The sequence below is a fragment of the Paracoccus haematequi genome (assembly GCF_900631945.1).
GTDB lineage: Bacteria > Pseudomonadota > Alphaproteobacteria > Rhodobacterales > Rhodobacteraceae > Paracoccus > Paracoccus haematequi_A.
Map to the genome: position 1 here is coordinate 1 of NZ_UZWE01000037.1, position 26,159 is coordinate 26,159.

29 protein-coding genes are annotated in these 26,159 nt (G+C 64.9%); 8 read left to right on the forward strand and 21 right to left on the reverse strand.

Translation table 11 applies throughout. From position 1 onward, the window contains the following. Positions 1-93: 93 nt before the first annotated feature. The 5 genes from PARHAE_RS13715 to PARHAE_RS13735 form a co-directional block, all read right to left on the reverse strand. The gene (locus PARHAE_RS13715; RefSeq protein WP_126155163.1) at positions 94-414 is read right to left on the reverse strand and encodes a hypothetical protein; all 321 of its coding nucleotides are present in this window, start codon (positions 412-414) and stop codon (positions 94-96) included. Next, entirely contained in the window at positions 411-1,376 is a 966-nt protein-coding gene (locus PARHAE_RS13720; RefSeq protein ID WP_126155164.1) for a hypothetical protein, read from the reverse strand. The genes PARHAE_RS13715 and PARHAE_RS13720 overlap by 4 nt, the downstream gene beginning before the upstream one ends. Next, positions 1,373-1,759, reverse strand: coding sequence for a hypothetical protein (locus PARHAE_RS13725; protein WP_126155165.1), 387 nt, complete (start codon positions 1,757-1,759; stop codon positions 1,373-1,375). The genes PARHAE_RS13720 and PARHAE_RS13725 overlap by 4 nt, the downstream gene beginning before the upstream one ends. Positions 1,760-1,824: 65 nt before the next feature. Further along, positions 1,825-2,517 carry a hypothetical protein gene (locus PARHAE_RS13730; RefSeq protein ID WP_126155166.1) on the reverse strand — a complete coding sequence of 231 codons (693 nt, stop codon included), beginning with the start codon at positions 2,515-2,517 and terminating at the stop codon, positions 1,825-1,827. Then, positions 2,517-3,068, reverse strand: coding sequence for an RNA polymerase sigma factor (locus PARHAE_RS13735; protein WP_206436961.1), 552 nt, complete (start codon positions 3,066-3,068; stop codon positions 2,517-2,519). The genes PARHAE_RS13730 and PARHAE_RS13735 overlap by 1 nt, the downstream gene beginning before the upstream one ends. A gap of 158 nt (positions 3,069-3,226) precedes the next feature. Here PARHAE_RS13735 and PARHAE_RS13740 point away from each other — a divergent pair, with 158 nt between their 5' ends. The 3 genes from PARHAE_RS13740 to PARHAE_RS13750 are packed head-to-tail and all read left to right on the forward strand — an operon-like array spanning position 3,227 to position 6,211. Next, positions 3,227-4,063 carry a hypothetical protein gene (locus PARHAE_RS13740; RefSeq protein WP_126155167.1) on the forward strand — a complete coding sequence of 279 codons (837 nt, stop codon included), beginning with the start codon at positions 3,227-3,229 and terminating at the stop codon, positions 4,061-4,063. An 11-nt stretch (positions 4,064-4,074) separates the two neighbouring features. Then, positions 4,075-5,172 carry a hypothetical protein gene (locus PARHAE_RS13745; RefSeq protein ID WP_126155168.1) on the forward strand — a complete coding sequence of 366 codons (1,098 nt, stop codon included), beginning with the start codon at positions 4,075-4,077 and terminating at the stop codon, positions 5,170-5,172. A gap of 4 nt (positions 5,173-5,176) precedes the next feature. Further along, positions 5,177-6,211 carry a hypothetical protein gene (locus PARHAE_RS13750; RefSeq protein WP_120444937.1) on the forward strand — a complete coding sequence of 345 codons (1,035 nt, stop codon included), beginning with the start codon at positions 5,177-5,179 and terminating at the stop codon, positions 6,209-6,211. A gap of 3 nt (positions 6,212-6,214) precedes the next feature. Here the strand turns inward: PARHAE_RS13750 and PARHAE_RS13755 are convergent, their stop codons facing one another. Next, entirely contained in the window at positions 6,215-7,177 is a 963-nt protein-coding gene (locus tag PARHAE_RS13755; RefSeq protein WP_120444935.1) for a hypothetical protein, read from the reverse strand. Between the two features lie 48 nt (positions 7,178-7,225). After that, positions 7,226-7,447 (reverse strand): hypothetical protein, encoded by a 222-nt coding sequence (locus PARHAE_RS13760; RefSeq protein WP_126155169.1) that lies wholly within the window; start codon positions 7,445-7,447, stop codon positions 7,226-7,228. Between PARHAE_RS13760 and PARHAE_RS13765 the strand changes: the two genes are divergently transcribed. Beyond that, positions 7,446-7,880: a YqaA family protein gene (locus tag PARHAE_RS13765; protein WP_126155170.1), complete on the forward strand. Its 435-nt coding sequence runs from the start codon at positions 7,446-7,448 to the stop codon at positions 7,878-7,880. The two genes, PARHAE_RS13760 and PARHAE_RS13765, sit on opposite strands and share 2 nt — an antisense overlap. A 176-nt stretch (positions 7,881-8,056) precedes the next feature. Here the strand turns inward: PARHAE_RS13765 and PARHAE_RS13770 are convergent, their stop codons facing one another. Then, a complete protein-coding gene (locus PARHAE_RS13770) occupies positions 8,057-8,257 on the reverse strand; it encodes a heavy-metal-associated domain-containing protein (protein ID WP_126155171.1) in 201 nt (66 codons plus the stop codon). Between the two features lie 120 nt (positions 8,258-8,377). Between PARHAE_RS13770 and PARHAE_RS13775 the strand changes: the two genes are divergently transcribed. After that, positions 8,378-8,833: a c-type cytochrome gene (locus tag PARHAE_RS13775; RefSeq protein WP_126155214.1), complete on the forward strand. Its 456-nt coding sequence runs from the start codon at positions 8,378-8,380 to the stop codon at positions 8,831-8,833. Here the strand turns inward: PARHAE_RS13775 and cueR are convergent. The 10 genes from cueR to PARHAE_RS13815 form a co-directional block, all read right to left on the reverse strand. Continuing rightward, positions 8,830-9,237 carry a Cu(I)-responsive transcriptional regulator gene (gene cueR / locus PARHAE_RS13780; RefSeq protein ID WP_126155172.1) on the reverse strand — a complete coding sequence of 136 codons (408 nt, stop codon included), beginning with the start codon at positions 9,235-9,237 and terminating at the stop codon, positions 8,830-8,832. The genes PARHAE_RS13775 and cueR overlap by 4 nt on opposite strands. 111 nt (positions 9,238-9,348) lie before the next feature. Beyond that, the gene (locus PARHAE_RS13785) at positions 9,349-9,765 is read right to left on the reverse strand and encodes a c-type cytochrome (protein WP_126155173.1); all 417 of its coding nucleotides are present in this window, start codon (positions 9,763-9,765) and stop codon (positions 9,349-9,351) included. 125 nt (positions 9,766-9,890) lie between these two features. Next, on the reverse strand, positions 9,891-11,402 hold the full coding sequence (copM, locus tag PARHAE_RS13790; RefSeq protein WP_126155174.1) for a CopM family metallochaperone: 1,512 nt from the start codon (positions 11,400-11,402) through the stop codon (positions 9,891-9,893). Positions 11,403-12,169: 767 nt separating this feature from the next. Then, a complete protein-coding gene (locus PARHAE_RS13795) occupies positions 12,170-14,581 on the reverse strand; it encodes a heavy metal translocating P-type ATPase (protein ID WP_478354266.1) in 2,412 nt (803 codons plus the stop codon). 312 nt (positions 14,582-14,893) lie between these two features. Next, positions 14,894-15,475, reverse strand: a complete 582-nt coding sequence (gene copM / locus PARHAE_RS21910; protein ID WP_206436962.1) for a CopM family metallochaperone — start codon at positions 15,473-15,475, stop codon at positions 14,894-14,896. Continuing rightward, positions 15,429-15,761 carry a four-helix bundle copper-binding protein gene (locus PARHAE_RS13805; RefSeq protein ID WP_126155175.1) on the reverse strand — a complete coding sequence of 111 codons (333 nt, stop codon included), beginning with the start codon at positions 15,759-15,761 and terminating at the stop codon, positions 15,429-15,431. Before PARHAE_RS13805 ends, copM (PARHAE_RS21910) begins: the two co-directional genes overlap by 47 nt. 182 nt (positions 15,762-15,943) lie before the next feature. Next, positions 15,944-16,366 (reverse strand): hypothetical protein, encoded by a 423-nt coding sequence (locus PARHAE_RS21135; protein WP_164555253.1) that lies wholly within the window; start codon positions 16,364-16,366, stop codon positions 15,944-15,946. A gap of 453 nt (positions 16,367-16,819) precedes the next feature. Continuing rightward, complete coding sequence (locus tag PARHAE_RS13810) at positions 16,820-17,017, reverse strand: hypothetical protein (protein ID WP_126155176.1); 198 nt, start codon at positions 17,015-17,017, stop codon at positions 16,820-16,822. A gap of 7 nt (positions 17,018-17,024) precedes the next feature. Continuing rightward, positions 17,025-17,168, reverse strand: coding sequence for a hypothetical protein (locus tag PARHAE_RS21140; protein WP_164555254.1), 144 nt, complete (start codon positions 17,166-17,168; stop codon positions 17,025-17,027). 4 nt (positions 17,169-17,172) lie between these two features. After that, on the reverse strand, positions 17,173-17,385 hold the full coding sequence (locus PARHAE_RS13815) for a hypothetical protein (RefSeq protein ID WP_126155177.1): 213 nt from the start codon (positions 17,383-17,385) through the stop codon (positions 17,173-17,175). Positions 17,386-17,715: 330 nt separating this feature from the next. Here PARHAE_RS13815 and PARHAE_RS13820 point away from each other — a divergent pair, with 330 nt between their 5' ends. Then, complete coding sequence (locus PARHAE_RS13820) at positions 17,716-19,179, forward strand: ATP-binding response regulator (RefSeq protein WP_164555255.1); 1,464 nt, start codon at positions 17,716-17,718, stop codon at positions 19,177-19,179. On the opposite strand, the gene PARHAE_RS13825 is transcribed toward PARHAE_RS13820, so the two are convergent. Then, the gene (locus tag PARHAE_RS13825; RefSeq protein ID WP_126155179.1) at positions 19,180-19,830 is read right to left on the reverse strand and encodes a response regulator; all 651 of its coding nucleotides are present in this window, start codon (positions 19,828-19,830) and stop codon (positions 19,180-19,182) included. It lies immediately after the preceding gene. Between the two features lie 393 nt (positions 19,831-20,223). On the opposite strand from PARHAE_RS13825, the gene PARHAE_RS13830 reads away from it, so the two are divergent. Both PARHAE_RS13830 and PARHAE_RS13835 read left to right on the forward strand, forming a co-directional pair. Further along, the gene (locus PARHAE_RS13830) at positions 20,224-21,489 is read left to right on the forward strand and encodes an HlyD family secretion protein (protein WP_126155180.1); all 1,266 of its coding nucleotides are present in this window, start codon (positions 20,224-20,226) and stop codon (positions 21,487-21,489) included. Beyond that, positions 21,486-23,624 (forward strand): peptidase domain-containing ABC transporter, encoded by a 2,139-nt coding sequence (locus PARHAE_RS13835; protein WP_126155181.1) that lies wholly within the window; start codon positions 21,486-21,488, stop codon positions 23,622-23,624. Before PARHAE_RS13830 ends, PARHAE_RS13835 begins: the two co-directional genes overlap by 4 nt. 463 nt (positions 23,625-24,087) lie before the next feature. Here PARHAE_RS13835 and PARHAE_RS21410 read toward each other — a convergent pair whose 3' ends face one another. Further along, positions 24,088-24,429 carry a hypothetical protein gene (locus PARHAE_RS21410; protein ID WP_206436963.1) on the reverse strand — a complete coding sequence of 114 codons (342 nt, stop codon included), beginning with the start codon at positions 24,427-24,429 and terminating at the stop codon, positions 24,088-24,090. Continuing rightward, on the reverse strand, positions 24,395-26,062 hold the full coding sequence (locus tag PARHAE_RS13845; protein WP_126155183.1) for a BCCT family transporter: 1,668 nt from the start codon (positions 26,060-26,062) through the stop codon (positions 24,395-24,397). The genes PARHAE_RS21410 and PARHAE_RS13845 overlap by 35 nt, the downstream gene beginning before the upstream one ends. Between the last annotated feature and the right edge of the window lie 97 nt (positions 26,063-26,159).

Genomic DNA, 26,159 nt, shown 5'->3' on the forward strand with positions numbered 1-26,159 from the left:
AGAAACCTGGCACCAGTTCCTCGACGACTTCGTTAGCGATCCTGAACTCGCGCAACGCTTCAAGGCTCAACCGCCGCGGTAACAATCGGCCGGTTACGTCCCGCCGCTCAGCGGAAGCGGATAGCGCCCGCCCTCGTCGCCCGTCACCGGGTCGAGGACGATCAGCCCCGGCCGCCAGCCATCGGCGGTAAGCATGTCAGCCTCGATCACCACGCGCCCGTCGCCCATGGGTTGCGCGGTGCTTTTGTACGACAATTTCACGCCGTCGAAACGGACGGTGCCCAGACAGCCCGAGCGCGCCAGCGCCCGGTCGATCCAGCCGCAGGTCTGAAGCCCCTGCCACCCGGCCACAGCTGCCGCCCCCGCCAGCACGAGGGCCGCGAGCGCAGTCCCGAATATCTGCTTGCGTCTCATTCCCGTGCCCCTGCCGCATAGATCCGCAGCTCGCTGTCCGCGCTTGCCGCCACCTCTCCGGCCAAGGCCACGATCACCGCGTCGCGTTGCGGATGCCACAGGATCGCGGGGGCGAGGTCGCTGTCGATGTCATGCGCCGCCAGCAGTCGGCCCGTGGCAATGTCATAGATGCGGATGGCGGCGCGGACCTTTCCCGGGCCTGAAAAGCGGCGGGCGAGGATCGCGATGCGCTCGCCCTCGGGCGAGCGGGCGCTGTCGAGGCGCAGGAAGGGGATGAACCCTGCAGGCAGGTCCAGCGTCACCTGCGTGTCGCCCAGCGGGACCTCGTCACCCGCAGGCAGGCGGGCGTTCGGGTCCGGGACCGGCTGCTGGCGGGTCAGGATCACCGCGCCGGTCGCGGCGTCGAAGGCGACATGGGCGAAGACCACGTTACCCGAGGATGAAAACCCCAGCTCGAAGGCCCGGCCATCGGCATCCGGCGGTGCGTCGCGGTGCTCAATCCCGGCGAACCACTCTCGCTCGCCCTCGCGGTCGAACAGGATCACGCGGCTCTCGCGGGACTCGTTTCCGCCGGGCAGGTCACAGGTGTAGAGCGCATTGCAGCTGACCGTCATGCGGCTGCTGTCGGGCGACAGCCGCAGTTGCTCGGGCCGCCCCTGCATCCCCAGATCGGCGCGGGCAATTTCGGCCCCAGTTTCGGGCTTGAGGGTGGCCACCACCATCTGCGCCTGCAGCCGGCCCAGGCGGCGTTCGGGCCGATAATCGATGCCGCCGACGACCAGTTGGCCTTCGGCGTCAATCACCAGCGTGTCGCCTGTCACCACGAGATCGCGCAAGGTGAAGGCCGCAAGGCAGCCGCCGTCTCCAGCAAGCCGCCCGGCCGGGCCGCAGGGACCGGACAAAGCCAGCGCCGCGACCCCCACCGCCAGCATCAACGCGGCACCGAGCAGCGCACGCCTCATTCCGCAGGCTGCCTTGGCGCCCAATGGTGACATTCCCCGGCGATGCGCGCGACGACCAGCGTCTCGCCCTCGAAATGCCCCTCGGCCACCACGCAGCCGCCACTGGCGAAGGCGTCCTCGATCCGCGTGCGGTCGGCCTTGTCGGCCTCCAGCAGAGGGAGTTCGGTCATGTCATGGCCGGACAGGGGGCGGTCGCGGGTGCCGTCAGGGTTCATGCGGAACACCCCGCGCCATGGGCAAGGCGCGCGATAGCAATTTATGCCGGTCGAACCGAGGCCCCAGAACTGTTCCCCCCCGGCCGGAACCGGCAAGGGTTCCACCGGAAGCGCCTGGACGGCACCGGCCCACAGGATCAGCGCGGCGGCAAGGGTGCTGCGGAGCATGGGCGTTCCTTTCCCAAGATCGTCGTTCCCTCATATGACGCGGGACACACGGCGGACCTTGGGCGCTATCGGGGAACGTCCAGCCTGCGGGCGGCGGCTGCGCGGTCGGGCGCATCGTGGACCTGCATGGACAACGCTCCAGAAAGGCGGATGCCGCCCGGAGCCACGGTGAACACGTCCCAGTTTGTCGTGTCCCCGATGCGGCTTTGCAGCAGCAGCAGTTCGCCCTGGGCGGACATCGTCAGGAAAGCGTCCAGCAGTTCGAACCCGGTGCCGGGGTCAAGGCTGCGGCGGTCGAAGGGTGTCGCGGTTCCGTCCCGAAGAAACGAGAGGCTGACCGCGCCGTCCTGGTCGTGGACGCCGATCTGGAAGCCATCGAAATCGTGGACCCGTGCGGGTGCCAGCACCGTGGTGCCGGACCGCGCGGCAGCCTGCGGCGGGCGGGCGCCCATGATCGGGCCGGACGGTGCGGCCCCGTCGCGCGCAAGGGCGGGTTCTTCCTGGGTCGGGTCATTTCCGGCCAGCCGTGGCGAGCCGGTTTGCGGCACCAGCACGACGACCAGGGCCAATGCCGCCAGCGCCGTGGCGCCGGGGACCAGCCAGATCAGCCACCCCCGGCGGCGTGGGGCGGGACGGCTTGGCGCGCCTTCTGTGAAACGCGCCCGCGCTGCGGTGATGGTGGCCCGCATCCGCGCGGGGTCAGGCTCGGGCGCGGGAAGCCGACGGAGCAGGTCGAGGGGATCAGTCGGCCGGATCATCACAGCACCTCCCTCAATGCCTTGCGCGCCTTGTGGATATGCCAGGCGACGGTCACTTCCTTGCAGCCCATGATCCGCGCGGCCTCGGCTTGGCTCAGTCCCTCGGCATGGACAAGCATCACTGCGTCACGCTGCTTTTCCGGCAAGGCGCGGACCGCCCGCCAGATGTCGGCCACATGCAGCGCGTCATCCTGATCCGGGGCGTGGCTGTCCTCGGCCAGGGTGGCGACGGCATCGGCCAGGCGGGCTTGCCGCTGCCTGCTGCGCTGAAGGTCACGCACGGCGTTCAGCGTCACCCGGTAAAGCCAGCTTGTGAAGGCCGCGCGGCCGTCGAAGCTGCGGATCGCGTCCGGCAGCCGCATGCATACGGATTGGGTCACGTCCTCGGCATCGCTTTCATGCCCCAGCCAGCGGAAGGCAACCCGGAAGATATAGCGGTAATGGAGGACCAGCAACGCCTCGAAGGCGGCGCCGTCGCCCGCCCGCGCACGTTCCAGCAGGGTATCGTCGCTGTCCCCGGCGTCCTCCGGCCGGGGCCGGGCATCGCGCAACCTTGGTGCCTGCAAGAAACTGGCCCCGCAATCCATCCTCAGGGGGCAAGAGGACCACAAATACGGCCGCAAGCAAAGCCAAGATCGACAAAAGACTGCATCCTGCGCCAAGATCGTGCCGGGGCGCGGCGTCCCAAGGGCAGGAAAGGAGGGCGTCCATGATCGAAAAGCATCCGCCTTGCAGTCTGATCCGACGCACGGTCATCCTTGCCGCAGTCTGCGCCATGCCTGCCGCCGCAGGACAGCCGGATGCGGGATTGGTCATCGCGCCCCGGACGGAACTGCCGGAACCCGCGGCCCCGACCGACCTTGGCTTGTGCAGGCATCACGCGCTTGACCCGCAGACAGCCGGGGGGCGGATGGTCGCCGCTGCGGGATGGGCCATCACAGACGAAGCGTCGCTGGGCACATTGACGGCGATCAGCTTCGTCGCCGGCGCCCGGACGATGACCAGCGGCGCCTGCATCCTGGACGGCGGGCGGATCGGCATCTTTGACGGACCGGATCTGCTGGCCCTTGCCGAAGGTTCGCGACCGGACGGCACCGCGATAGGCCACCTGCGCCGCAGCGGCGACCGCTTGCGCATCTGGAACGGCGGGATGCTGTCTCAGCCTGTGGCCGACCTGATGCTGGCCGAAGGTGCGCCGGTAATCGTCCCGCTGCCCTTGGCCGAAGACCTTTGCGAGGGCCGGCTGACAATGCCGCTGATTCATGGCCTGAGCCTTGCCGACGCAAGCGCGCTGCTGGCCGAGCATGGCTGGGAACCGGACAGGCTTGCGGCACCCGTCGATCCCCTTGCCGCCCGGCTTGCCGCCAGGGGCTTTGCCGGGGCCGGACATTGCTCGGGGACCGGCTTCGGTTTCTGCACCATCGCCTTCGTGCAGGACGCGGCCGCAGCCTCGGTCCTGACCTTCGGGGATGTGGAACGGCCCGCAGGCCCCGAAGTGGCGGACTACGAGGTCACCTGTCCCGCCGCACCCTTTTTACCCCGATGAAGGAGAAGATGATGACCCGACCCGCGTTCGCACTGGCGCTTGCCCTGGTTGCCGCCACGCCTGCCCTGGCCGAGGATTCAAACCTGCGCGCCGCGCTGTCGGTCCTTCCCGATACGGCGTTTTCCGCAATCGGCGCGGAGGTTGTGCGGTATGTCGATCTGTCGGCCCTTGCTTTGGCCTACGGCGGCGCGCTGGACCGCGAGGCGCTGGCCCGTGTCCTGCTGGGCGGCGGCATCCGCCCGGTCGAGGCGCTTGCGGTCGGCACCCCGGAAAGCTTTGCCAAAAAGTCCGGGATCGACAGTGCCGAATTGGCATTTGCGGCCGGGATGGGACAGCCGCCGAACGCAGTCTCGGTCTGGGGTTTCAACCAGGGAGAAGCGGCCGCAACGGCGTTTTCCAGCTTGACCGCCCATGACTTTGCGGAACGTTCATCGGGAATGATCGCCAATGGTGAGCCGGGCGTCATGAACATCGCCGGGCGCGATCCTGCGGATCCGTGGCGCGGCCCGATGGGGCAGGCATCGGTCGTGGCGCTTTCCGGTCCGACCCTGCTGCAGGCGGGTGATCCCGCGGTGCTGGAGCCGATTTTGGCCGAGGGGCACTCGGCCCTGGACAGCCCGGCAGGCCTGATCATGCTGGACGCGCTGGAGGCAGAGGAGGGCACGGTGCTGCAGGCAGCCTTCCTCGGGCCGTGGCACGGGCTGGGCAGCGGCATCGATCCTGCCGCCCTTGCCGGCAAGACCCCCGACGAAGCCCGCGCTGTCCTGGAACAGGCTGCCGCCGCGGCCGCCGGCGGGCTGCCTTTTTGGCAGGGTGCCGCAGTAGCCGATCTGGATACGGAAAAGAACCCTGCCATGGTCCTTGCCTTGTCTTATGCGGACTGCGCCGACGCGCAGGTGGCAGCGGACGGTGCCGCGGACCTGTGGCGGGAAATGGACGGCACCTCCGAGGATCTGGCTGATGCGCGCGTTGCACAGATCCAGCCATCCGGTTGCGCGGCGATCCTGCGCGTCACTGGACGCGACGAAAAGCCCCGTCCTTTCAATCAGGCCATTCATGCCCTGATGTCCGGGAACCTTCCCGCATTGCGCATTGGCACCGGAAACTGAGGGGATGATCGCTGGCCTGAAAGGAAGGGCGTCGGGCCTTGCCGGGCGCTGGCTGCTATCGCTGTGGCTCTGCGCCTGCGTTTCTGCCTGCGCCGATCGTCAGGCGGCCATCGACGCCGCGACCGCCTTGGCCGAAGCCGCCTATCCCGGCCAGTTGGAGTTGGTCGGCACGCATTTGCAAAAGGATCATTACGACGTGGTCTTCGCCATCCGGGGCGATCCCTTCACCCGCATCCGGTTCGGCGTCGACCGCGATGCGTCCCGCTGCCGTCCGGCGTCCCCATGCGAGGATCGCCTGCACCGCGCCTATGCGGACGGAACTGCCGCAGGGGCCAAGCTGAGGGCGCTGAATGCAGCTTTCCCCCGGTGCGGGGTCGTGCCGCTGGCGGTGCAGGACGAAGGCCTTGGCCCAGGCTTCACGGCGGTCATCGAACTGGACCTTGCCGTGCAGGATCAGCAACCCGCCCTGGACCGCCTGACGCCCTGCATCGCGGCGTTCCGGTCCGTCCTGCCACCCGTCGCCACGCCCGAACAGCAAAGCCTGAAGCTGCGCATCCTGCTGCCGGAACCGGGCGGGGCAGCGCGTGCCCCTGCCCTGCTGACCCTCGACACGACGCTGGCCGATGCGCGAAGCGACGAGATCAGCTTCCTGACCGGGATCGGGCCGGAGGCCGACCGCATCCCTGCCGAAAGCCTGAGGGTCCATCCCGCCTTCCTGTCCGGCAGGACCATGCGGGACAGGCTTGTCGATGCCGCCGAAACGGCGCTTGCGGGCGACCCCGGTGGCGGGCAGGTTGCAACGCTTGCCTTTCCGACCGGCACGCGTCTCGATCCGCAACGGCTTGACGTGATCCGCAGCTATATCCTTGCCTGCAGCACGGTGCGGAAGGGTCAGGGGCCGTGCAGGACGGACATCGCGGTGCGGCTGCGTCATGATCTTGGTGCGGGCGAGGTGATCCCCGAGGCCATCATCCGCGATATCCGTGATGCCCAGGGGAACCTTCGCCTGTCGCCCCTGCCCGGTCGCGGCGTCGGCTGACGGTCAGAAACGGATGCTTCGGCAATCGGTGCTCTCAAGGCCCAGTGCCGACAGGTCCACGTCCATGATCGGGGTCTGAACCGCCTTGTAAGCCGCAGACGGATCTGCGCCGGGCGAACGCAGGACCAGCAGGCGCGATTGTTGAACCTCTGCCATGTGCTGGAACAAATGCAGAAATCGGTCCCAGCTTTCACGATCAGGAACAGGCTCGGCCGGAATTTCGGAAAGCTGTTCGAAGGACATCCGCCATTCGGTCTCCATGGCGGACAGCGCGGCATCGAGTTCCGGTCTGGGCAGGCCCAGTGTCCCGCGATGCGCATCCACGAATGCTGCCATTGCAATGTCCCGACTGCGCTCATGATCCTGTCTTGATCGGCGGGTTACGATTGCAGTGCAGGCGGCTGCGATCTTCTGAACGAAGATCCGGCGATCCTCGGGAATGTCCACATCCTGCGCGACCAGTTCACAATCACGCCCGGCAAAGCCCAGCCGCCCCATCGCCTCGCTGACCAGTTCGGCAGGTGGTCCGAACTCGGACGCCGGAATCAATCTGCTTGTCGGGTTTTCCAGCCATTGGACGCGGTTGTCCTGCTGCGCCACCTCGGCTTCAAGGAAGGTGATGAACATGTCCCAATCGTCCTGCTGCCCTGCAGGAGGCGCAAGCTCCTCTAAGGCGTGAAGGCTCCGGCTGAGTTCATCCCGGCTGGCGGCGATGTCGCTTTTCAGGGCACGGCGCGCATCGGCTGACAGGTCTGTCCGCTTGAGGAACGCCGCCAGGACCTCCACGCGCGCCTTCTGCCCTTTTCCGAGAACCTGACCCGGTCTGGTATCCAGAATCTGGCGGCAGGCTCGGTTGGCCGCGTCAGGAAATCCCGCCTCATCGGCTGATGCGGACCATGACAGATGCGTGAAAGCGACTGATGCCAGTGCGATCCAGAGTGGTCGGAAACCGTATGCCTTCACCATGTCGATCCTTTCCCGCTTTCCAGAAGCTTCCAGATGCCGCTACCGGTTTCAACAGACCCTTTCCACTCTGGCGGTGCCGGCTTGATCCGGGCGCAGAACTGCGTTCATCGCGGCGGCGAGCGCCTTGGCATCCGGTTCATCCATCGGACCGATCAATCGCCCGCCGCAGCGCACATAGGGTATCCGGCTTTTGAGGGTGATGGAGTTCAGCCTCTCCATCGACAACCCGCGTCGGCAGTGGCTGGGCCGGCGTGCCTGACCGGTCATCATGATTGATCTTGCCGTTTACGGCGGCCTGTTTCTGGCGGCCTTCACCGCAGCGACCCTGCTCCCCGCGCAATCCGAGATCCTGGTTGTCGGCCTTTTGCTGACCGACCACCCGCCATGGCTGGTGCTGACCGTTGCGAGCGCCGGCAATGTGCTGGGTTCTGTGGTCAACTGGTTTCTCGGGCGAGGAATCGAACGGCTGCGCACCCGACGCTGGTTCCCGGTAAGCCCGGCCGCCCTGGCACGAGCGGAGGGCTGGTATCGCCACTACGGCAGATGGTCGCTGCTGTTGGCTTGGGCGCCGATCATCGGCGACCCGTTGACTGTCGTTGCAGGAGTGCTGCGCGAGTCTTTCTGGGTGTTCTTGCTCCTCGTCAGCGTTGCGAAGATTGGCCGCTATCTTGTTCTGGCAGCAGCAACATTGGGGTTCGCTTGACTAAGTTGCCACTCGGCCTCGGCGCTGCAAAGCAGGCTCCGTCTCCTGCAGGTGCAGAAGACGGAGTTGACGAGATTGTGGTCGAGCAACCTCAAACCATTTGTGCCGCGGTTTGCCGTGATCGCCGCCCAGCGAAGGCGGTGCCCCGCCAGGTTGAAATAGCGGAATGAGGGTTCTCAGCTGGTCGCCGGCACCACGGGGAAGCCTGCTGCAGCAAGGGCGGACGCAAAGCGGTCAATCGGCAGATCGCTGGTCAGTTCGACCTCGCGACGGTTCTGATCGATGACGATAGAGGCATCAGCATCGACCGACTGGATGGCACGAGTGACGCTCCGGGCGCAGCCGCCGCAGTTCATGTTGGGGAGATGGAAACGCATGACACCTTCCTTGGTTCTTCTCATGCCTGAGCAGATGGGAGCTTCCAGCGCGGGAAGGTCAAGGCGCCCCAACAACTTCCTGATATTGACCTTCGCGTGAATGGCCACAATCTGGCGGGCATGACTGGAAGCCGTTCATCTGCCCTCTTCCTTCCAACTGCATCACTGCTTGCCGTGGGCCTCGTTTGCATCGCCCTCTGGACAGGATGGAGCCACAGCACCTCGGCCCAGACCCAGCGCGGAGCCGAGCTTTATGCCGAACATTGCGCGATCTGCCACGGCGCCCAGCTCGAAGGGCAGCCCGATTGGCAGGTTGCCGACGAAAGCGGCGTTCTTCCTGCACCGCCGCATGACGCATCCGGCCACACCTGGCACCACGATGATGCCATGCTGACCGACTACATCCGTCGGGGAGGCCAGGCGGTCCTGGATGAGCTGGGTGTGTCCATGACGTCCGGCATGCCAGCATTTGGCGAAATCCTGACGGACGGCGACATTGCCGCCATCCTCGGGTTCATCAAGTCGACGTGGCCCGAGCGGATACGCGTGATCCAGGCCGAACGGAATGGCGGCTAGGCCCGGCTGGGGTCAGTGCAATCTCCTGCCAGTGCATCGAGAATCGAGCAATCCGGATGCCCATCGCCCGCACAGCTCTGAACCAACTGCTGCAGGGCAGTGCGCAGCTGCGCCAGATCAGCCAGCCTTTCGTCGACCTGGGCGAGATGGCGCGCGGCGATCTCGCGCACGTCGGCACTGCTGCGGCTCGTGTCTTCGTTCAGCATCAGAAGGTCGCGACAGTCCTGCAGCGAAAAGTCGAGCCGTCGCGCGCGGCTCAGGAAGCGCAGCCGGTGGACATCAGCAGGGCTGAAATGGCGATAGCCGTTCACCCCGCGCTGCGGGGTCACAAGACCGATGTCCTCATAGTATCGGATCGTCTTGGAGGTGAGACCCGACGCCCGCGCGGCTTCGGCGATGTTCATTCCAGTCCTCCCTTGCCCTGAAGGGTGCCACGTGCACCCTGACCAGGGACACGGCAAGAATGCAGCCGGGACCCGCCCCCGATCACGGCCAGGATGCCCAAGATCAGCGATCTAGCGAATGCCGTTTGCAACCTGAACCTCGCGCACGAAGCGGATGATCCCGGCCAGCTCCGGGTCTGTGAGCCCCGGCACCGGAGGCATGTTTCCGAAGGGCCAGTGATGGGCACGCACCCCGTTGCGTGCTGCCAGGACGAAAGCCATGTCGCCGTGGTGGCTCGGCTCATAGATCATGTGGATCAGCGGTGGCGCGATCCCCACCCGCCCCTCGGCATCGATGCCGTGGCAGGATGCGCAGTTGGCGGCGAAGGCCTGCTGACCGGCTTGGGCTTCGGGTGACAACGTGGCCGGCAGGGTTACAGCGACAAGAGCCTGGCCCTCTTCGGCCGGCCTTGCATCGGATTGGCCCCAGAGCCACCAGGCACCGCCTGTGGCGATCGCGGCACTTGCAGCGAGAAGAACAGTTCGCATGATGTCTTTCCTCTGAATGGCTCGCGCGACGGGTGAGCCGCGCGAGCGGTGCCGGAGAGGCTTTGTTCGGTGAGCTGTAGCTCGGACTGGCGCCAGGAAACCCGGCGCCAGCTTCTGCGATCCGGTCAGTTCGACGACCCATGGACGATGCCGTTCGGGCGGTCGCCCACCGGCACCGATCCGACGACCTCCTGGCGCGCGACGTCGATGACCGAGACGCTGTCGTCCGCGATGTTGGTCACAAACACGAAGGCGCCGTCCGCTGAAACCGATACGCCATGCGCGCCAGAAGCGGTTTTCAGCGTCCTGGCAACCTCGCCGGTCGCCGTGTCGATCACCGATACGGTGTCGTTCGGCGCGGCTTCGGTCCCCTGGTTGGCGACGTAGACCTGCCTGCCATCGGGGGTGGCGATCATCTGGATCGGATTGGGACCGACCTCGATCCTGTCCGTGACCTCGCGCGTGGCGGTGTCGATCACCGCCACGCGGTTCTCGTCGCGCAGCGAGACATAGACCTTTCCGCCGTCTGGGGTGAAGCCGACCTGGACCGGCGCCGTGCCCACCGGGATGCGTGCCGCCTCGGTCAGGCTGGCCGTGTCGATGACCGAGACTGTGCCGTCCTCGACATTGGCGACGTAAAGCTCGGCGCCATCCGGGCTGAGGCGCAGCCCATGCGGATAGGCGCCGGTCTCGACGCGGGCGGTGACGGCACCTTGGGCCAGATCGACCACCGCCACCTCGTCGCTGCCCGACAGCGAGACGAAGGCGCGCCCCTGCCGGTCGGCCACCACATGGGCGGGATGCGCGCCGACCTCGACCGTGGCCGCGGGCTTCGACAGATCCTGCGGATCGAGCATCACCAGAAGGCCCGCGGTATCGCCGCCCGCATGATCGTGCCCATCCCCGTGGTCGCCACTAGTCGGGGTGCCGACCGCCAGAAGGAAGCGCCCGTCCGGCGTCAGGTCGACGTTATGGGGCGCCACCGGGATCGGCGTTGTGGTCACGGTCCCGGTGCCCAGGTCGAGGGCGCTGATGGAGCTGCCGCCTTCGTCGGCGGACCAGACGGTGCCGCCGGTCCGGCCGAAGTCGATGGCCTCGGACTGGGCCTTCTCCTTCAGCCAGGCTTCCATCTCGGCGATCTCGCGCTCCTGCGCGGCGATGATCTGCTCGGCCCATGCCCTGGTCTGGGGATCATCGCCGTGTTGCTGCACGATCCGGGCCATGTCGATCGCGCCCTGATGATGCGGGATCATGCCCCGCACGAAGGCTGTGTCGGGGTCATCGGCCATGACGCCTTCCATCATCGGCCCGTGCATTGCGTCCATCGCGTCCACATAGGCGCGGGTGAACTCGGGGGCGTTCCCATCGCCGGCAGCTTTCGATGCATCGACCGCACCGTGCATCATCCCGCCCTGCATCATCTGCTGCATGGCACTTAGGCACTCGGCCGGCATGGCCTGCATCATGGTCCGCATCTGGTCAGGCATACCCGGCATCGGCATCGTCGGGGCGGCAGGCGGGGCGGCCTGTTCCTGCGCCTGTGCAGGGTGGTTGGTGTCATGCCCGGCCTGCGCCAGGGCAACAGTCGGCAGCCCGGCTGCGAGGCCAAGGGAAAGGGCGATTGCAGTTCGTTTCATTGCTGTTCATCCATGCTGACGGGAAGGCAGCGTCACGCAGCGGACGCGCGGTTCCCGATGATCGGTGATGGCTGGATGGCGTTTCCGGTCTGTCGACCGAGGCGGCCGGACGGCGTGGACCTGTCAGGCCCGGAACGCCTTCACACGACGATGGATGAACGGGGTGGCCGCAGGATTCCCTCGGGAGTCCGCCCCAAGCGACCCACCAGGATGCCGAGGCGGGTCTCCCCGCCGGAAGGCGGATCGGCCCGGGGGCTCTCCGGCAGAAGGGCGGCGATCGTGCAGAACTGGGCGCAGCAGTCGTCCTGGGAACCCGGCCCACTCCCGCCGGAACCGTCCTGATCTCCGGAAGTCGTCCGGGCACAGCCGGACGGCGCATGAGAATGATCGCAGCCCTGGTCCAAGCTCGCGGCGACAGCCCGCTCGGCATGGTCCGTGTGTGCTGCCGGGAGGGAGTGGGCTCCGGCCTGTAGACCCAGGGCGGCGAAAGCCAGGAACAGGAATGCGGTCGCGAGCCATTGCCTCCAGCAGCCGCGAAGCCCCATGCCCTTTGCCACACCCCTGTTCATCGGACCGTTCGTTCTCTTCCTCTGGACCGTCTCAGGCTTCCTGCCTGCTCAGGAAGCAGGGAAGCGGCCATTTTCCGTCAGTGCCCTCATCACACCACGTCGTGCGGGAAGACGACACCTGAAACCGGCCAGGGCAGGTTGCGACATGATGCCGCCCGTCGAAGGTGCTGACGATCGATTCTGGCCGCCTTCCGGTCATCACAGCTTCACCCCCCGCAGCCGGGACGCGTTCGCGATCACGCTGACCGAGGACAGCGCCATGGCGGCGGCCGCGATGATCGGCGACAGCAGGATGCCGAAGAACGGATACAGCACACCGGCCGCGACCGGGATGCCGAGCGCGTTGTAGATGAAGGCGAAGAACAGGTTCTGGCGGATGTTGCGCATCACCGCCTGCGACAGCCGCCGCGCCCGCACGATACCCGTGAGATCGCCCTTGAGCAGCGTGACGCCCGCGCTCTCCATCGCCACGTCCGTGCCGGTGCCCATCGCGATGCCGACGTCGGCTGCTGCGAGCGCCGGGGCATCGTTCACACCGTCCCCCGCCATTGCCACGACTTCCCCCGCCGCCTTGTGCCGCTGCACGACCTCGCTTTTCTGATCCGGCAGGACCTCCGCCTCGACCTCGTCGATGCCGAGCTGGCGCGCGACGGCCTTGGCCGTCGTCCAGTTGTCGCCGGTGAGCATGACAACCCGGATGCCCTGCCCCTTCAGGGCGGCAAGCGCCTCGGGCGTCGATGGCTTGACCGGGTCCGCAATGGCGAAGATGGCGGCCACCTGCCCATCGACGCCCATGAAGATCGCCGTCGCCCCGTCCTCGCGCAGCCTGTCGGCCTGCTCGGCCAAGGGCGCGACATCGACCCCCTGCTCGGCCAGGAACTTCGCGTTGCCGAGCGCGACGCGCCGCCCGTCGACGGTGCCGAGCGCGCCCTTGCCGGTGGGAGAATCGAAATCCGCGACTGGCGCGGGCGCGATCCCCCGTTCCTCCGCCGCGCGGACGATGGCGAGTGCCAGCGGATGCTCGCTCGCCCGCTCGACGCTGGCGGCCAGGCGCAGGGCTTCCTCCTCAGTGAAACCTGCTGCGGGAACAATGGCCGTCACCGCAGGCCGGCCCTCGGTCAGCGTCCCGGTCTTGTCGACGATGATGGTGTCGATCTTCTCCATGTGCTCCAGGGCCTCGGCGTTCCGGATGAGGACGCCGGCCTGGGCGCCACGCCCGACGCCGACCATGATCGACATGGGTGTCGCCAGCCCGAGCGCGCAGGGACAGGCGATGATGAGGACGGACACGGCAGCGACGAGCCCGAAGGAAAAGCGCGGCTCGGGTCCCCAGATCGACCAGGCAATGAAGGCGAGGAGGGCGACCCCAATCACCGCGGGCACGAACCAGCCCGACACCTGGTCGGCAAGCCGCTGGATCGGGGCACGACTGCGCTGCGCTTCCGCGACAAGCTGGACGATCTGCGACAGCATGGTGTCGCGGCCAACACGGCGGGCCTCGATCACCAGGGCACCGGACTGGTTCATGGTCCCGCCGATCGCCGATGCGCCGATCTCCTTCGTCACCGGCATGGACTCGCCGGTCACCATCGATTCATCGACGGCACTGCGTCCCTCGATCACCTCGCTATCGACCGGCACCTTCTCGCCCGGCCGGACCCGCAGACGATCACCGACATGGACGGTATCGAGCGGAACCTCTTCCTCGGTGCCATCCACGTCGATGCGACGCGCGGTCTTTGGCGCCAGGTCGAGCAGCGCGCGGATCGCGCCGCTGGTGCTCTCGCGGGCGCGCAATTCCAGCACCTGCCCCAGCAGCACGAGCACAGTGATGACCGCGGCCGCCTCGAAATAGACGGCGACCGAGCCGTCATGCTGGCGGAAGGCGTCGGGGAAGATGCCCGGCGCCAGCGTCGCGACGACGCTGTAGATCCAGGCCGCCCCCGTGCCCATGGCAATCAGGGTGAACATGTTCAGGTTGCGCGTGACCAGCGACTGCCAGCCGCGCTGGAAGAAGGGCCACCCGGCCCACAGGACCACCGGAGTCGCGAGGATCAACTGGATCCAGTTCGAGCTGCGTTGGCTGACGAGGTGATCGAGCCCTAGCAGGTGCCCTCCCATTTCCAGCAGGAACACAGGGATCGTCAGCACCAGCCCGATCCAGAAGCGACGGCGCATGTCGATCAGTTCGAGATTGGGCTCGGCTTCCAGGCTGACCAGAACAGGTTCCAGTGCCATGCCGCAGATCGGGCACGACCCCGGCCCGACCTGCCGGATCTCGGGATGCATGGGACAGGTGTAGATCGTCCCTTCGGGCACGGGCTCGGCCTTGGCCGCCGCCGCGGCCGGGTCGAGGTAGCGCTCCGGCTCGGCCAGGAACTTCGCGCGGCAACCTGCCGAACAGAAGTAATAAGGCCGGCCGGCGTGCTCCGCCTTGTGCTGCGTCGCATGGGGATCGACCATCATGCCGCAGACCGGGTCCTTGATCTGATGCGCGCCGTCACTCGGAGCCGTCGCCGGGGCGTGCGAGTGCTCTGACCCGTGGTGGCTGGAATGAACATGCCCGTGATGGTGATGCTGATGGTCGCCGTCGCGAGAGCTGCTCTCCATGTGGAGGGAGGCTGGGTGTTGGTCTTTGCTCTTGCTGGCCATCATGTACCTCGTTTGGAAGCTACCCGAGAATCGCCCGCGCTTGTCGTGCACCTTCCTGTCGCTGGAAGGTCAAGAAAAATCATGAAGCGGAAGCCGTTGCATCAATCGTCATGATGAACGCTCCTCATTTCGGAGTTTCCCGGAACGACCTGTCGGAACCGGCATGGCCGCCGCGAGACAACCGACATGAGTTCACCTCCTGTAGACGCGCCAGGCACTCCTTGCTGTCGTTGTGGCCGCCGCAGCTTCAAGCTCCGGCGGCCCGAGTCCTTACTGCTGGCCCGCGTTCTTCTCGACCCAGGCGGTCATCTCCTCGATTTCAGGGCCTTGGGCATCAATGATCTTCTGAGCCATCGCTTTCGACTCCTCGTCGTCGCCATACTTCAACTCGACTTCGGCCATGGCGATGGCGCCGGCATGATGCGCGATCATCCCGCAGTGGAAGGCAAGGTCGGGGTCCTTGATGGTGTGGGTGGCCATCATCGGGCCGTTCATCTCCATCATGGCCTGCATGGAGGCCTGCTGGGCCTCATCCATTCCTTCCATGCCGCCCATCATGCCGGACATGTCCATGCCCTGCATCATCCCCGGCATTCCGGACTGCTGGATTGCGTCCTGGCAGCCCTGCGGCAGGATCGACAGGTCCGTCATGGAGCCCCCCTGTCCCGCCATGTGGCCCGCCTGCCCCCCGGTCCCGCTCTCCTGAGCAAGAGCCGCGGGCGCGGCGAGAAGGGCAGCGAAGATGGCGGCTAGCTCGAACTTACGCATGAAGGTTCTCCTTTGATGTAACTGGTTTCTGGTGCGTTCAGGCGGCCATTTTCCGGCAGCTTTCGGCGCACCGGCGGCAGGCATCGACGCATTCCTGCATGTCGCCGACCTGCTCGCAGCTCCGGGCGCACTCCTCGCAGACTTCAGCGCAGACCGCGCAGGTGCGCTTGTGAAGATCGCTGCCCATCAGCATGAAGTTTGCCGAGGTCTGGCAGATCTCGGCGCAGGCTATCATGAGCCGAAAATGCTCCGGCTCGACATGCCGTCCGCCTGCCTCCAGGCAGTGGTTCATGGCCATGCTGAGGCAAACGCCGTGGCAGCGCTGGCAGTCGTCGATGCAGCTCTGCATTTCAGTAGACATCTGGTGCATGTGGCTTCTCCGTTGCGAAAGCGCCGGAAACAGGAAGCGGCGAGCGCGGCGCCAGTCTCACCGCATCGAGGACGCAAGGTGAAAACCTCGCGTTCATTGACCGCAATCCGCCCGTCTGAGGCTTGGGAGTGGGCGCCCACCTCTTCAATCAGGCTTGGCGCTTCACTTCCGATGGAACGCGATCAGATCCGATAGGGGAGCCGTGGAGGACGACGCAGCCCTTCAGGGTCGTGCCCCGCCAATGAGGAGACAACGAACGGGGATTTCGACCGTACGCCCCAAGGCTCGTTCAGATGAATATCCACGTCCGGCATCAGCGCCAGCAGACACGCCTCTCCGCAGCAGGGAGCAGTTCCATCCTTGGCAGTGCCATGCTTGTGGCCGACCGCCGATGAATGCTCATGGTTCCCACCCGGCTCGGCAGGAGTATGACCTGCGATGAGCGATAATTCGGCGGGAGCAACGGAATGGTCGTGGGCGTGGGGAAGTGCGCCTTTGGCAGCTGCACCATGCGCCACGAACATCACGACCGCCAGAATTGCGATTGCACTCGCAAGCTTCTGCCAGACCGACACAACTCTCGTCCTGATGTCGGGTCGTCCCATGGCACAGGAACGCCAACGACGAGGAGTCGTTCCTGCTGGCAAAAGGGAGGTAAAGAAAACGGAGGCTATTCTGCCCATGGCCATAGCCTATCGTGTTCGTTGCAGAACCTGCCGGTTTTAGTAAATTTACTCGGTAAGGAAAACTAAGGAAGCTTACTCGCTTCTGGTGATGATTTTTCTTACTGAAATCGCTCTGGGCCGCGAAGATCGGCTATGCGCAGGTTTTCACCATTGAGCAGAACCTGGGTTAGTATTCGTGATCAACAGCACAGGCTAACGGCAGTTGTGGATGCCCCGGCCGAACCGGGACGACCCGGTTCTTTTCAAGCCTGCCTGAGACCAGATTTGCGGGGTTCAGTGCAGCCTTTGCCGTCGGGCCGTTCGGTCACGCCACCGCTGACGAGTTTAAGATGATCGAAGGGAAGCACCTGCGGCTTCAGGTCCGAATTTGCGCTACTTCCAGACAAAGCGCACTCCGATCCCTTGGGCCGATCTGTCTACGGTGGAGCCGAAGGTCAGGCTCCAGCCGTTCCCGAACGAGTGGGTGTAGTTCGGACCACGCGGTCCCTCGAGATCGAAACCAGGAACCTGGCCGTAGCCGAGGCCGCCGCCGGATATCAGCGCCTGTTCGACACTGTTCAGTTCATGCATCCTTGCCTCACTTCGGTTTGACTTTCAGAAGGTCCGCCAATCCTGGCGGAATGACGCAGCCGCCTTCCGACCTGCCGCCAGAGATCAGCACCGCTTCGTCCGGCCTGATTTCGCGCAGGTTCGAGCAGGCAATTTCCGTATCGCGTGCCATCAAACTACCAGCGATAGTAACGAACGACATATTGGCCGTTGCTGTTGCGCGATCCGATTGCTGCGCCATCGGTCCAGACCGTGCCGCTATAGCCGCCGATCTCGAAGGAAAGGCCACCATCGCCGGACGAACCGACGCTCCAGGCGCCGCCGACCGCATCGAGTTCGGCGGCAGACAGTTCGCGCAGGCTCTCGGTCTGATGTTGAACGGTTGTCATGGCTTCTACCCCTGTCTTGACTGGGCTTGCTTACCCGTTACCAATCATGGGGATCGAGCCGGCCAAGGCATCTAGCTCAAATGAGCTATCAGCCGAAAATCGCCTGTCAGGGGTGAACGGAAGCGGCCAGGGAGGTTCGCAGACCGAATGGAGACAGCGTTGAACCGTCCCGCCCCTTTACGGGGGTCCGAGGATTTTTTCGCCGAGACCGAACGCCAGCAGGCCGTGGTCAGGCTGATCCTCGCGGCGGCCATTGCCTGTTATATCGGCCTGTTGGGCGCCATCAGCGCCATCGGGCAGCCGCTGATGCGCTTTTTCGCGGTCGAGACTGTGCTGATCTTTGCCGCCGCATTGTTCATCCACTGGTCGGTGCGCAGGCGGCCCGGGATCAGGCACTGGCGCCGTGCGCTGGCAATGGCGACGGATTATGGCGCAACAACGGTGCTGATCGGCGTGGGGGGCGCCGTGATGACGCCGATCTTTGTGGTGCTGCTGTGGATCACCCTGGGCTATGGCCTGCGATATGGCCGAACCTATCTGCTGATCGGGGCCGGACTGTCGCTGACCAGTGTATTCTGCCTCGCGCTTTTCAGCGCCTATTGGCGCGACTTGCCCTATATCCTCATCACCATCGCGCTGATGGTCATGATGGTCCCTGCCTACGCATACACGTTGATGTCGGCGCTGCGACAGGCTCATGACGAGGCCCTGCAAGCCGGTCTGGCCAAATCGCGGTTCATGGCGCAGGCGAGCCACGACCTGCGTCAGCCGATCCATGCCATCAGCCTGTTCACCTCCTGTCTCAAAGGCAGCAGACTGAGCGATGACCAAGCCGAGATGGTGGACAGCATCGACCGTGCCCTCAATGGCATATCGGGGCTTTTCAGGTCCTTGCTGAACGTTTCCACGCTCGATAGTGGCGGGATCGTGCCGCAGCAGCAGATCGTGGCCCTTGGTCCGTTGCTGCAGGATGTGGCAGCCCAGCATGGCGAGGCAGCCCAGAGAGCACGGGTCACGCTCCGCGTGGTGGAAAGCGGGCTTTTTGTCCGCACCGACCGCGCCATCCTGTTTGCCATCATTGGCAACCTGGTATCGAACGCCGTGAAATACGCGCCTGGCCGCAAGGCGCTGATCGGGTGCAGGAGGCGGGGCAGCCAGGTGACGATCCTGATCTGTGACAGCGGCCCCGGCATCGCGTTGGAGGAGCAGGCGAAGGTTTTCGACGAATTCTACCGCAGCCCCCGCCATCGACGCACGCGCGAGGGGATCGGGCTGGGTCTGTCCATTGTCGTGCGTATGGCGCAGCTTCTGGGGTTGCAGGTGAACCTGCGCTCAACACCCGGCCGCGGCACCGTGATCGAAGTATCCGGGCTGGAGCTGTCGCAGGAAGAAGCCACCCTCGCGGCCCCTGTGGCATCCCCCGTCACGGCACTTGCCGGGATGCGGATCCTGCTGATCGAGGATCACGACGAGGTTCGCGCCGCAACCCGCCGAATACTCGAAGGCTGGGGTTGCATCGTCGAGGACGACACGTCGGCCCGCGCAGAGGCACGGGATTGCGACCTGATCCTGGCCGATCAGGATCTTGAGGACGGAGCCGGCAGCGAGTGCATCGAGCGCATCCGGGCAACGCTCGGCCGGCCCATTCCCGCCATCATCATGTCGGGCCATGATGCTGCGCGTCTGACCGAGGAACTGGCCGACACGTCGCTGCCGATCTTGTCGAAGCCCGTCCACCCGGCGCGGCTGCGGGCAGCACTGATGGCGCAGAAATTCGCGGCGCCAGTCGCCTAGCTAGGCCAGCGAGCTGCCGTTCAGGCCCGCCGCCGCCGCCTTTGCCGCCGCCGCAGCCCGTGTCTGGACGCCGAGCACGCGGAACACCGCCGAGACATGGATGCGGACGGTGAAGGGCGAAATTCCCAAGTTGCGCGCGATCTCCTTGTTTGAAAGTCCAGCGGAAAGCTGATCCAAAATTTCGATCTGCCGCTGTGTCAATCCGTCCAGCAGGGACGGCTCATCCGCTGTGTCGGTCAGCGTGCAGTTCGAGGTGGCGATCACGGACATGCCGTCCCGGATCGCCTGGATCGCCCGCCCCATCTCCTCGGCGGTCAACGCCTTGCCGACGAACCCGTCAGCGCCCGCGTCCAGCAGTTTCTGGATCGTCGCGCTGTCGTCCATCATCGAGACGATGATGATCGAACTTGTCGGAAACTCGCGCCGCAGCGCGGGCAGTGCCTTGGGTGGCTCGAACCCCGGAAAAATCAGGTCGAGGATGAAGGCGTCCGGAGTGGCACCGTCCCGTGCCCGCTGCAGCACCTGATCGAAGCTTCCGGCCTCGGCAATGGTGACGGTCGGATCGATGCCAAGGATGATCCGACGCAGTCCATCGCGGAACACCGGATGATCGTCCGCCAGAACGATCCGGTTGCGCACGCTCTCCCCCATGACGTCCCCTGTTCTTATCTAAGGTAATGCATTGACAGGATAACAGCACCAGATGTTGGCATAGCACATCTGGACTACAGACAGCCGCGTTGGCTGCTGCGACCCTTCCGCGATGGACGCAGTCAACAAGGGAGATGCCTGAAATGGCCCTGACCATCATTCCTGACGAAGCGCTGATACAGGTCGCCGGCGGCGGCATGGACATTCCGCCGCCGCGGCAGCCGCCGCTTTTGCCCCGGAAGCCCGATATCCCGCCGCAGCGCCCCTGGCCCCCCCGCCATCGCTCCATTCCTGCGCCGGATCCGGGCCCGGGCCCCATTCTTCCTCCTCCGCCCGTCCCGATGTGACGGATCCCGTCGCCTTGATGCGGCCTGATCCCTGACGAGTTGACGAATGGCGCCACTGTTTCGGCCTGAATCGCTTCAGTCACGCGCGCAAGCGTGGCTGGGTCGTCCTGTGGTGATCTCACGTATCCCGATCATCGCCTTTGCCACGTTCTCGATTGTCTTCGTTGTTGCAAGCGCGCTGTTTGTCACCTTCGCCGATTACACCCGCCGCATCCGGGTCAGCGGGATCATTCTGCCGCAGGAGGGGCTGACCCGCGTCGCCGCCCCGCAGGCAGGCTGGATTACCGATCTCCGCGTCAAGGAAGGGGAGCAGGTGCGGCGAGGAGACCTGCTATACACCCTTAGCATCGACATAACGACCGCGCTCGGGGCTACCCAGGGGGCGGTCTCGGACATTCTGGCCCACAAGCGGGCCGAGCTGACGCAAATGCTGGAGCGTGACACGCAGATGCGGGCCTTGGAAAAGCAGGCCATCGAGGCGCGGCTGTCCGACCTTCAGCGCGAAATTCCTCAAATCGACGAGCAGTTGCGGCTGCTGCAAGCGACCATCAGCGAGTTTTCGGATTTTGCGGAACGGCAGAAGGATCTGATGGAGCGCGGCATTGCGGTTTCTGCCGAATACGAGCAACGCCTGCGCGCCTTCTATGCCGAGCGGGCACAACTGCCGGCTCTGAGCCGGGAGAAGGTGCAGGCTGAAAGCCGCCTGAACGACCTGCAGGCGGAGCTCGCCTCCTTCGACCTTCGATCCGAGGCGCAGGCCGCCGACATCCGCCGCCAGATCCTCGATATCGACCAGCAGATTTCCGAAAGCGAAGCCCGCCGCGAGGTTGCGGTGACCGCCCCCCGCGACGGAACCGTAACCGGGATCATCACCCTTGCCGGGCAGACCGTGACGGCCGGAACGCCGCTTCTGACCATCGTGCCGGACAACCGTCCGCTGGTCGCGCAACTGCTCGCGCCCGGCTCCGCCATCGGTTTCCTGCGTGAAGGAATGCCGGTGCTGCTGCGCTACCAGGCGTTTCCCTATCAGAAGTTCGGGCAGTATCCGGGCGAGGTCACGGTGATCTCTCGCGCCAATCTCGGCCCGGAGGGGATCGGCGAACTGCGCGGCGACAGTCAGGACGCCCCCGTCCTCTACCGCGTTACCGTCCAGCCACAGCAGCCGCATGTGAACGCCTATGGCCGCACCGAGGAATTGCAGGCCGGGATGGAGGTCGAAGCGCATCTGCTGGTCGAGACGCGTCCGCTTTACCAGTGGGTTCTCGAACCAATTTACGGGCTGCGCGGCGCAGTGTCGGGGGGCGAGTCATGACCGCGCTGTTGGCGCAGCGTCTGAACGCGCGCATCTTCGGCGCCACGCCCGTCATCCTGCAAAGCGAAGGCGCCGAATGCGGCCTTGCCTGTCTTGCCATGATCGCGGGCCATCACGGCCACCGGATGGATCTGCCGGCGATCCGGCGGCGCTTTTCGGCCTCGATGAAGGGCACGACACTGCAGGATCTGGTCAGGATCAGCGAGTCGCTGCAACTGGCCACCCGCGCCCTGCGGTTGGAACTCGACGACCTCTCCAAGCTGCGCCTGCCCTGTGTCCTGCACTGGGCCCACAACCACTTCGTCGTGCTGACACGCGTCGGCGCAACGGGCATCGTCATCCACGACCCTGCCATCGGTCGTCGCCATGTGCCGATGGAGGAGGTGTCGAAGAACTTCACCGGCATTGCGCTGGAAGCGTGGCCCACAGCCAGCTTCACCCGCCGCGACGAAACTGTCCGCATCAGCATCATGGACATGGTCCGCCGCACCAAAGGCATCGGAGCAGCTGTCTTGCAGGTGCTGGCGATCTCGCTGTTGCTGGAGATTACGGTCATCGCAATGCCAATCGGTTTCGCGCTGATCCTCGACGAGGTTGTAGTTGCGGCCGACCGCGATCTGCTGAGCATCATCGTGATCGCGCTCGCATTCCTTCTGATCCTGCAGGTGGCGGCAACATTCGTGCGCAGCTGGATCACCATGCTGATGGGATCGGGCCTCGCCCTGCAATGGAAGGTAGGGCTCTTCGACCACCTCATGCGCCTGCCGCTGGCATTCTACGAAAAGCGGCACGTGGGAGACATCGTCTCGCGCTTCGGATCGCTGGATTCGATCCACCGGACCGTGACCACGTCAGCAGTGACGGCGCTGCTTGATGGTGTGATGTCGATCGCTTTGATCGCGATGATGTGGATTTATGGCGGCTGGCTTCTATGGCTCGCGCTATTGGGCGTCGGGCTTTATGCACTGCTCCGTGTTTCGACATGGGGCACCTATCGCCGCATGTCCGAGGAAGCGATCGTTCATGCCGCGCAGGAGAACACGCATTTCATGGAGTCGGTGCGCGGCATCGGCAGCGTGAAGGTGCTGAACATCGAAAGCCGGCGCCAGGGCACCTGGATCAACCACCTTGTGGAGCGCCTGAACGCCGAATTGCGGGTCCAGAAGTTCGATGTCTGGTTTCAGGCGGGCGCATCCTCGATCTTCGGGATCGACCGGCTGCTCATCATCTATTTGGGAGTGATGGCGATCATCGACTCCACCATGTCCGTCGGCATGTTCGTGGCCTTTCTGGCTTACAAAGACCAGTTCGCGGACCGCATCAACAGCTTCATCGACACGTTGCTGCAGTTCCGCATGCTGGGACTGCATGGCGAGCGTATCGCCGACATCGCCCTCGCCGCCCCTGAGGAGGACACTCGTCGCCCTGTCGTGGCAGTCATTCCCAATACGGAACCCGCCAGCCTTGAGATCCGCGATGTCCGTTTCCGCTATGCCGACAACGACCCCGAGGTGCTGAAGGGCATCAATCTTCGGATCGAGGCGGGGGAATGCGTCGGCATCGCCGGCCCCTCGGGCGCCGGCAAGACGACGCTGCTGAAGGTGTTGGCCGGGCTCGCGCGCCCAAGCTCGGGCCAAGTGCTGATCGATGGCATCCCGTTGGATTCTATTGGTCTGGCGGCCTACCGCGCCCGTGTCGGCTGCGTGCTCCAAGAGGATCGGCTGTTCGCGGGCTCGATTATCGACAACATCACCGGCTTCAACCGCGACGTCTCGCCCGAGGATCTGGAACGCGCGGCCCGCATGGCGGCGATCCATGACGAGATCCGCACCTTGCCGATGGGCTACGAGACGCTGGTCGGCGACATGGGCAGCACTCTTTCGGGCGGGCAGAAGCAGCGGATCGTGCTGGCGCGCGCGCTGTATCGCCGCCCCTCGATCCTGCTGATGGACGAGGCGACGAGCCATCTCGACAGCACGAATGAGGCCATCATCAATCTCGCCATCCGCAAGCTCGGCATGACCCGCATCGTCATCGCCCACCGCGAGACGACGCTGGCGATGACGGATCGAGTCATCAGCATCAGCGGCGGCGTGGCGGCAGAGCATGCGGATCGCCCCGTTGCTGCCGAGTGATCCAGGGTGGGAATTGCAGACGTTGGCACGGAGAACTGACGAGGCAAGCTCGATCGAATGGGGATGGCTCAGCGGACACTCTGCCTGAGGTGAGCATTAACACCAACTTTCCCGGCGGGGCTTGCAAAACCCGCCATGGTTCGAGTCTCACATGACTGGTCCGGCATGTTTTGCAGTGAAGGGGCGTCTTGTGTTACAGATGGCCCATGAAACCCCTGCTGATCGGCTCTGTGTGTTGTCTTGCGGGCAAGTGGGATCTCGCGGCTCGAAAGGGGGCCCTCGTTGGCGCAGGGCCGCAACCAAGCTCGTCCCTTGCACTGACAAACCAGACGCTGCTGTGATGACGAAGGAGCCGAAGACCCCTCTCCGACCGACGTTCAGGAGCGAAACCCGCCAGACGAACTGGCGCCGTGCCAATATTCCCAAGTACAGCGCCCATCTGGCAGTGCAGCGAGCGCTCGTCTCAGGGACCCTGCACAAGCAGGGCTGTGAGGTGTGCGGCAGCGGCGAGGTTGATGCCCATCATGACCGCTACGACGAGCCGCTGAATGTCCGGTGGCTGTGTCGTCGCCACCATGTTCGGTTGCACCGAGGTGGCGAGGACATGTTTCCTGTTGGCCGCGATCTGCCGGATGCGGCACCACATAGCGATTGAAAAGAGCTTGAAGCTGGCATGCGACTGTCGACGCATGCCCGCGTTCGGCATGGTGTCTTGCTCGGACTGCTGGACCACCGGCCGGCTTTGACGGCCCGTGGTCTTGAAGCTTTCCTTAGCCCCGGCGATCAGCGGCCAAGTCCTGCTCACCTGCGTTGGCGAACAGATCGCGGTAGTGATCCCGATACAGGGCCTTGCCCAGCGAGACGCACATCGCCGCCATCACGAATGCGAAAGGCAGCGCGCCGATGATCATGGCATTCTGCAGGACAACAAGCCCACCGCCGCCCGCCAGGATCAGGGCGGCGATAACCAGGGTCAGCAGCACGCCCCAGACGATGCGGTGGCGCGTGTCGGTTTCTTCCTCACCGCCTGCCATGATCGTGTTGATGACAAGAAGGCCGGAGTCCGCCGAGGTGACGAGGAAAGTCAGGATCAGCACGACGCACATGATCGCAACGATGCCATAAACCTGTTCGCTCACGATGAACTGCAGTGTCGCGAAGAGCATGTTGGTGGCGGATGCGTCGATGATGGCACCTTGGGCAATGCCCGACAGCTCCATATCGATTGCCGTGCCGCCAAGGATGGCCATCCAAGCAAAGCAGACCAGAGATGGCACGACAACAGCCCCGACCACAAATTCGCGCACCGTGCGACCGCGAGAGATACGGGCGAGGAAGAGGCCCACAAAGGGGGAGAACGCAATCCACCACGCCCAGTAGAAGGTCGTGGAGCCCGACTGCCAGTCACCCAGGGGCGTGCCGGTCGAGTAAGCCTCGAAGGACAAGGCGGGGAAGTGCAGGATATAATCCATAAGCGCCCGACCATAGGTCGACACCGAGAACAGGACCGAGCCGAAGACCACGAACACCAGGAGCAGCAGGGTGGACAGGACGAGGTTCAGGTTCGACAGGTATTTCACCCCGCGTCCGACGCCGGACACCGCAGATAGCGTCGACAGCGCCATCACGATAACCAGAGCTGCGATCAGCCCGACGCTCGAAGGCGCGGGCGGGCCGCCGTCCTGGCCTGCCTGCAGGAGCCACTCCATGCCGGTGATGGAGTAGAACCCCTCGACCAGCTGGCTGATCCCGAAGCCGATGGTAACGGCCACACCGAGGATGGTGGCGACGACGCCGAGGATGTCGACCACGTGTCCAATTGGACCGTTCAGGTGCCGGCCGAGCAGCGGCGTGAGCGCCGTGCGGATCGTCAGCGGCATGTCGCGTGTATAGGCGTAGTAAGCAAGGCACAGGCCGGTCAGGACATAAATACCCCAAGCGTGGATGCCGTAATGCATGAAGGTGTAGCGGTAAGCCGACGTCACCGCCTCGGCGGAGTGGGCGGCGACGCCGCCCGTGATGATGTCTGGATTGCTGGTCCAGTTTGCCATCGGCTCGGCCGTGGCATAGACCATCAGGCCCACGCCCAGTCCCGCGCCGAACATCATGGCGAACCAGGAAAAGGTGCTGAACTCCGGTTTTTCATCCTCTTTCCCCAGCCTGCGCTGCCCGGAAGAGGGCACAGCGGCCACGATCAACAGAAACCATGCGAACAGTCCCACAGCAATGATGTAGAACATGTTGAACACGCCGAGAACTTCGGTGTTGAGCAGCGACAGGATCGCCTCGGCACTGCCGGGTCTGAGCAAGGCCCAGACGGTCAGCAAGGCGAAGGTGATCTTGGAGGCAAGAGCGATCGGAAGGGAGTGTCCTTGGTAGAAGCCGGCGTCGGCCGTAGGGATGTCGATGTCGGTAAAAGGAGGCTTTATGTCATTCATAAGCTGTTTCGCTGTGGACCTTTCGTGATCAGGTGGCGAGGTCTTTTGCCTGAAGGCAATTCAAGGGGATGATGCTCTCTGGAGGGCCTGGGAATGG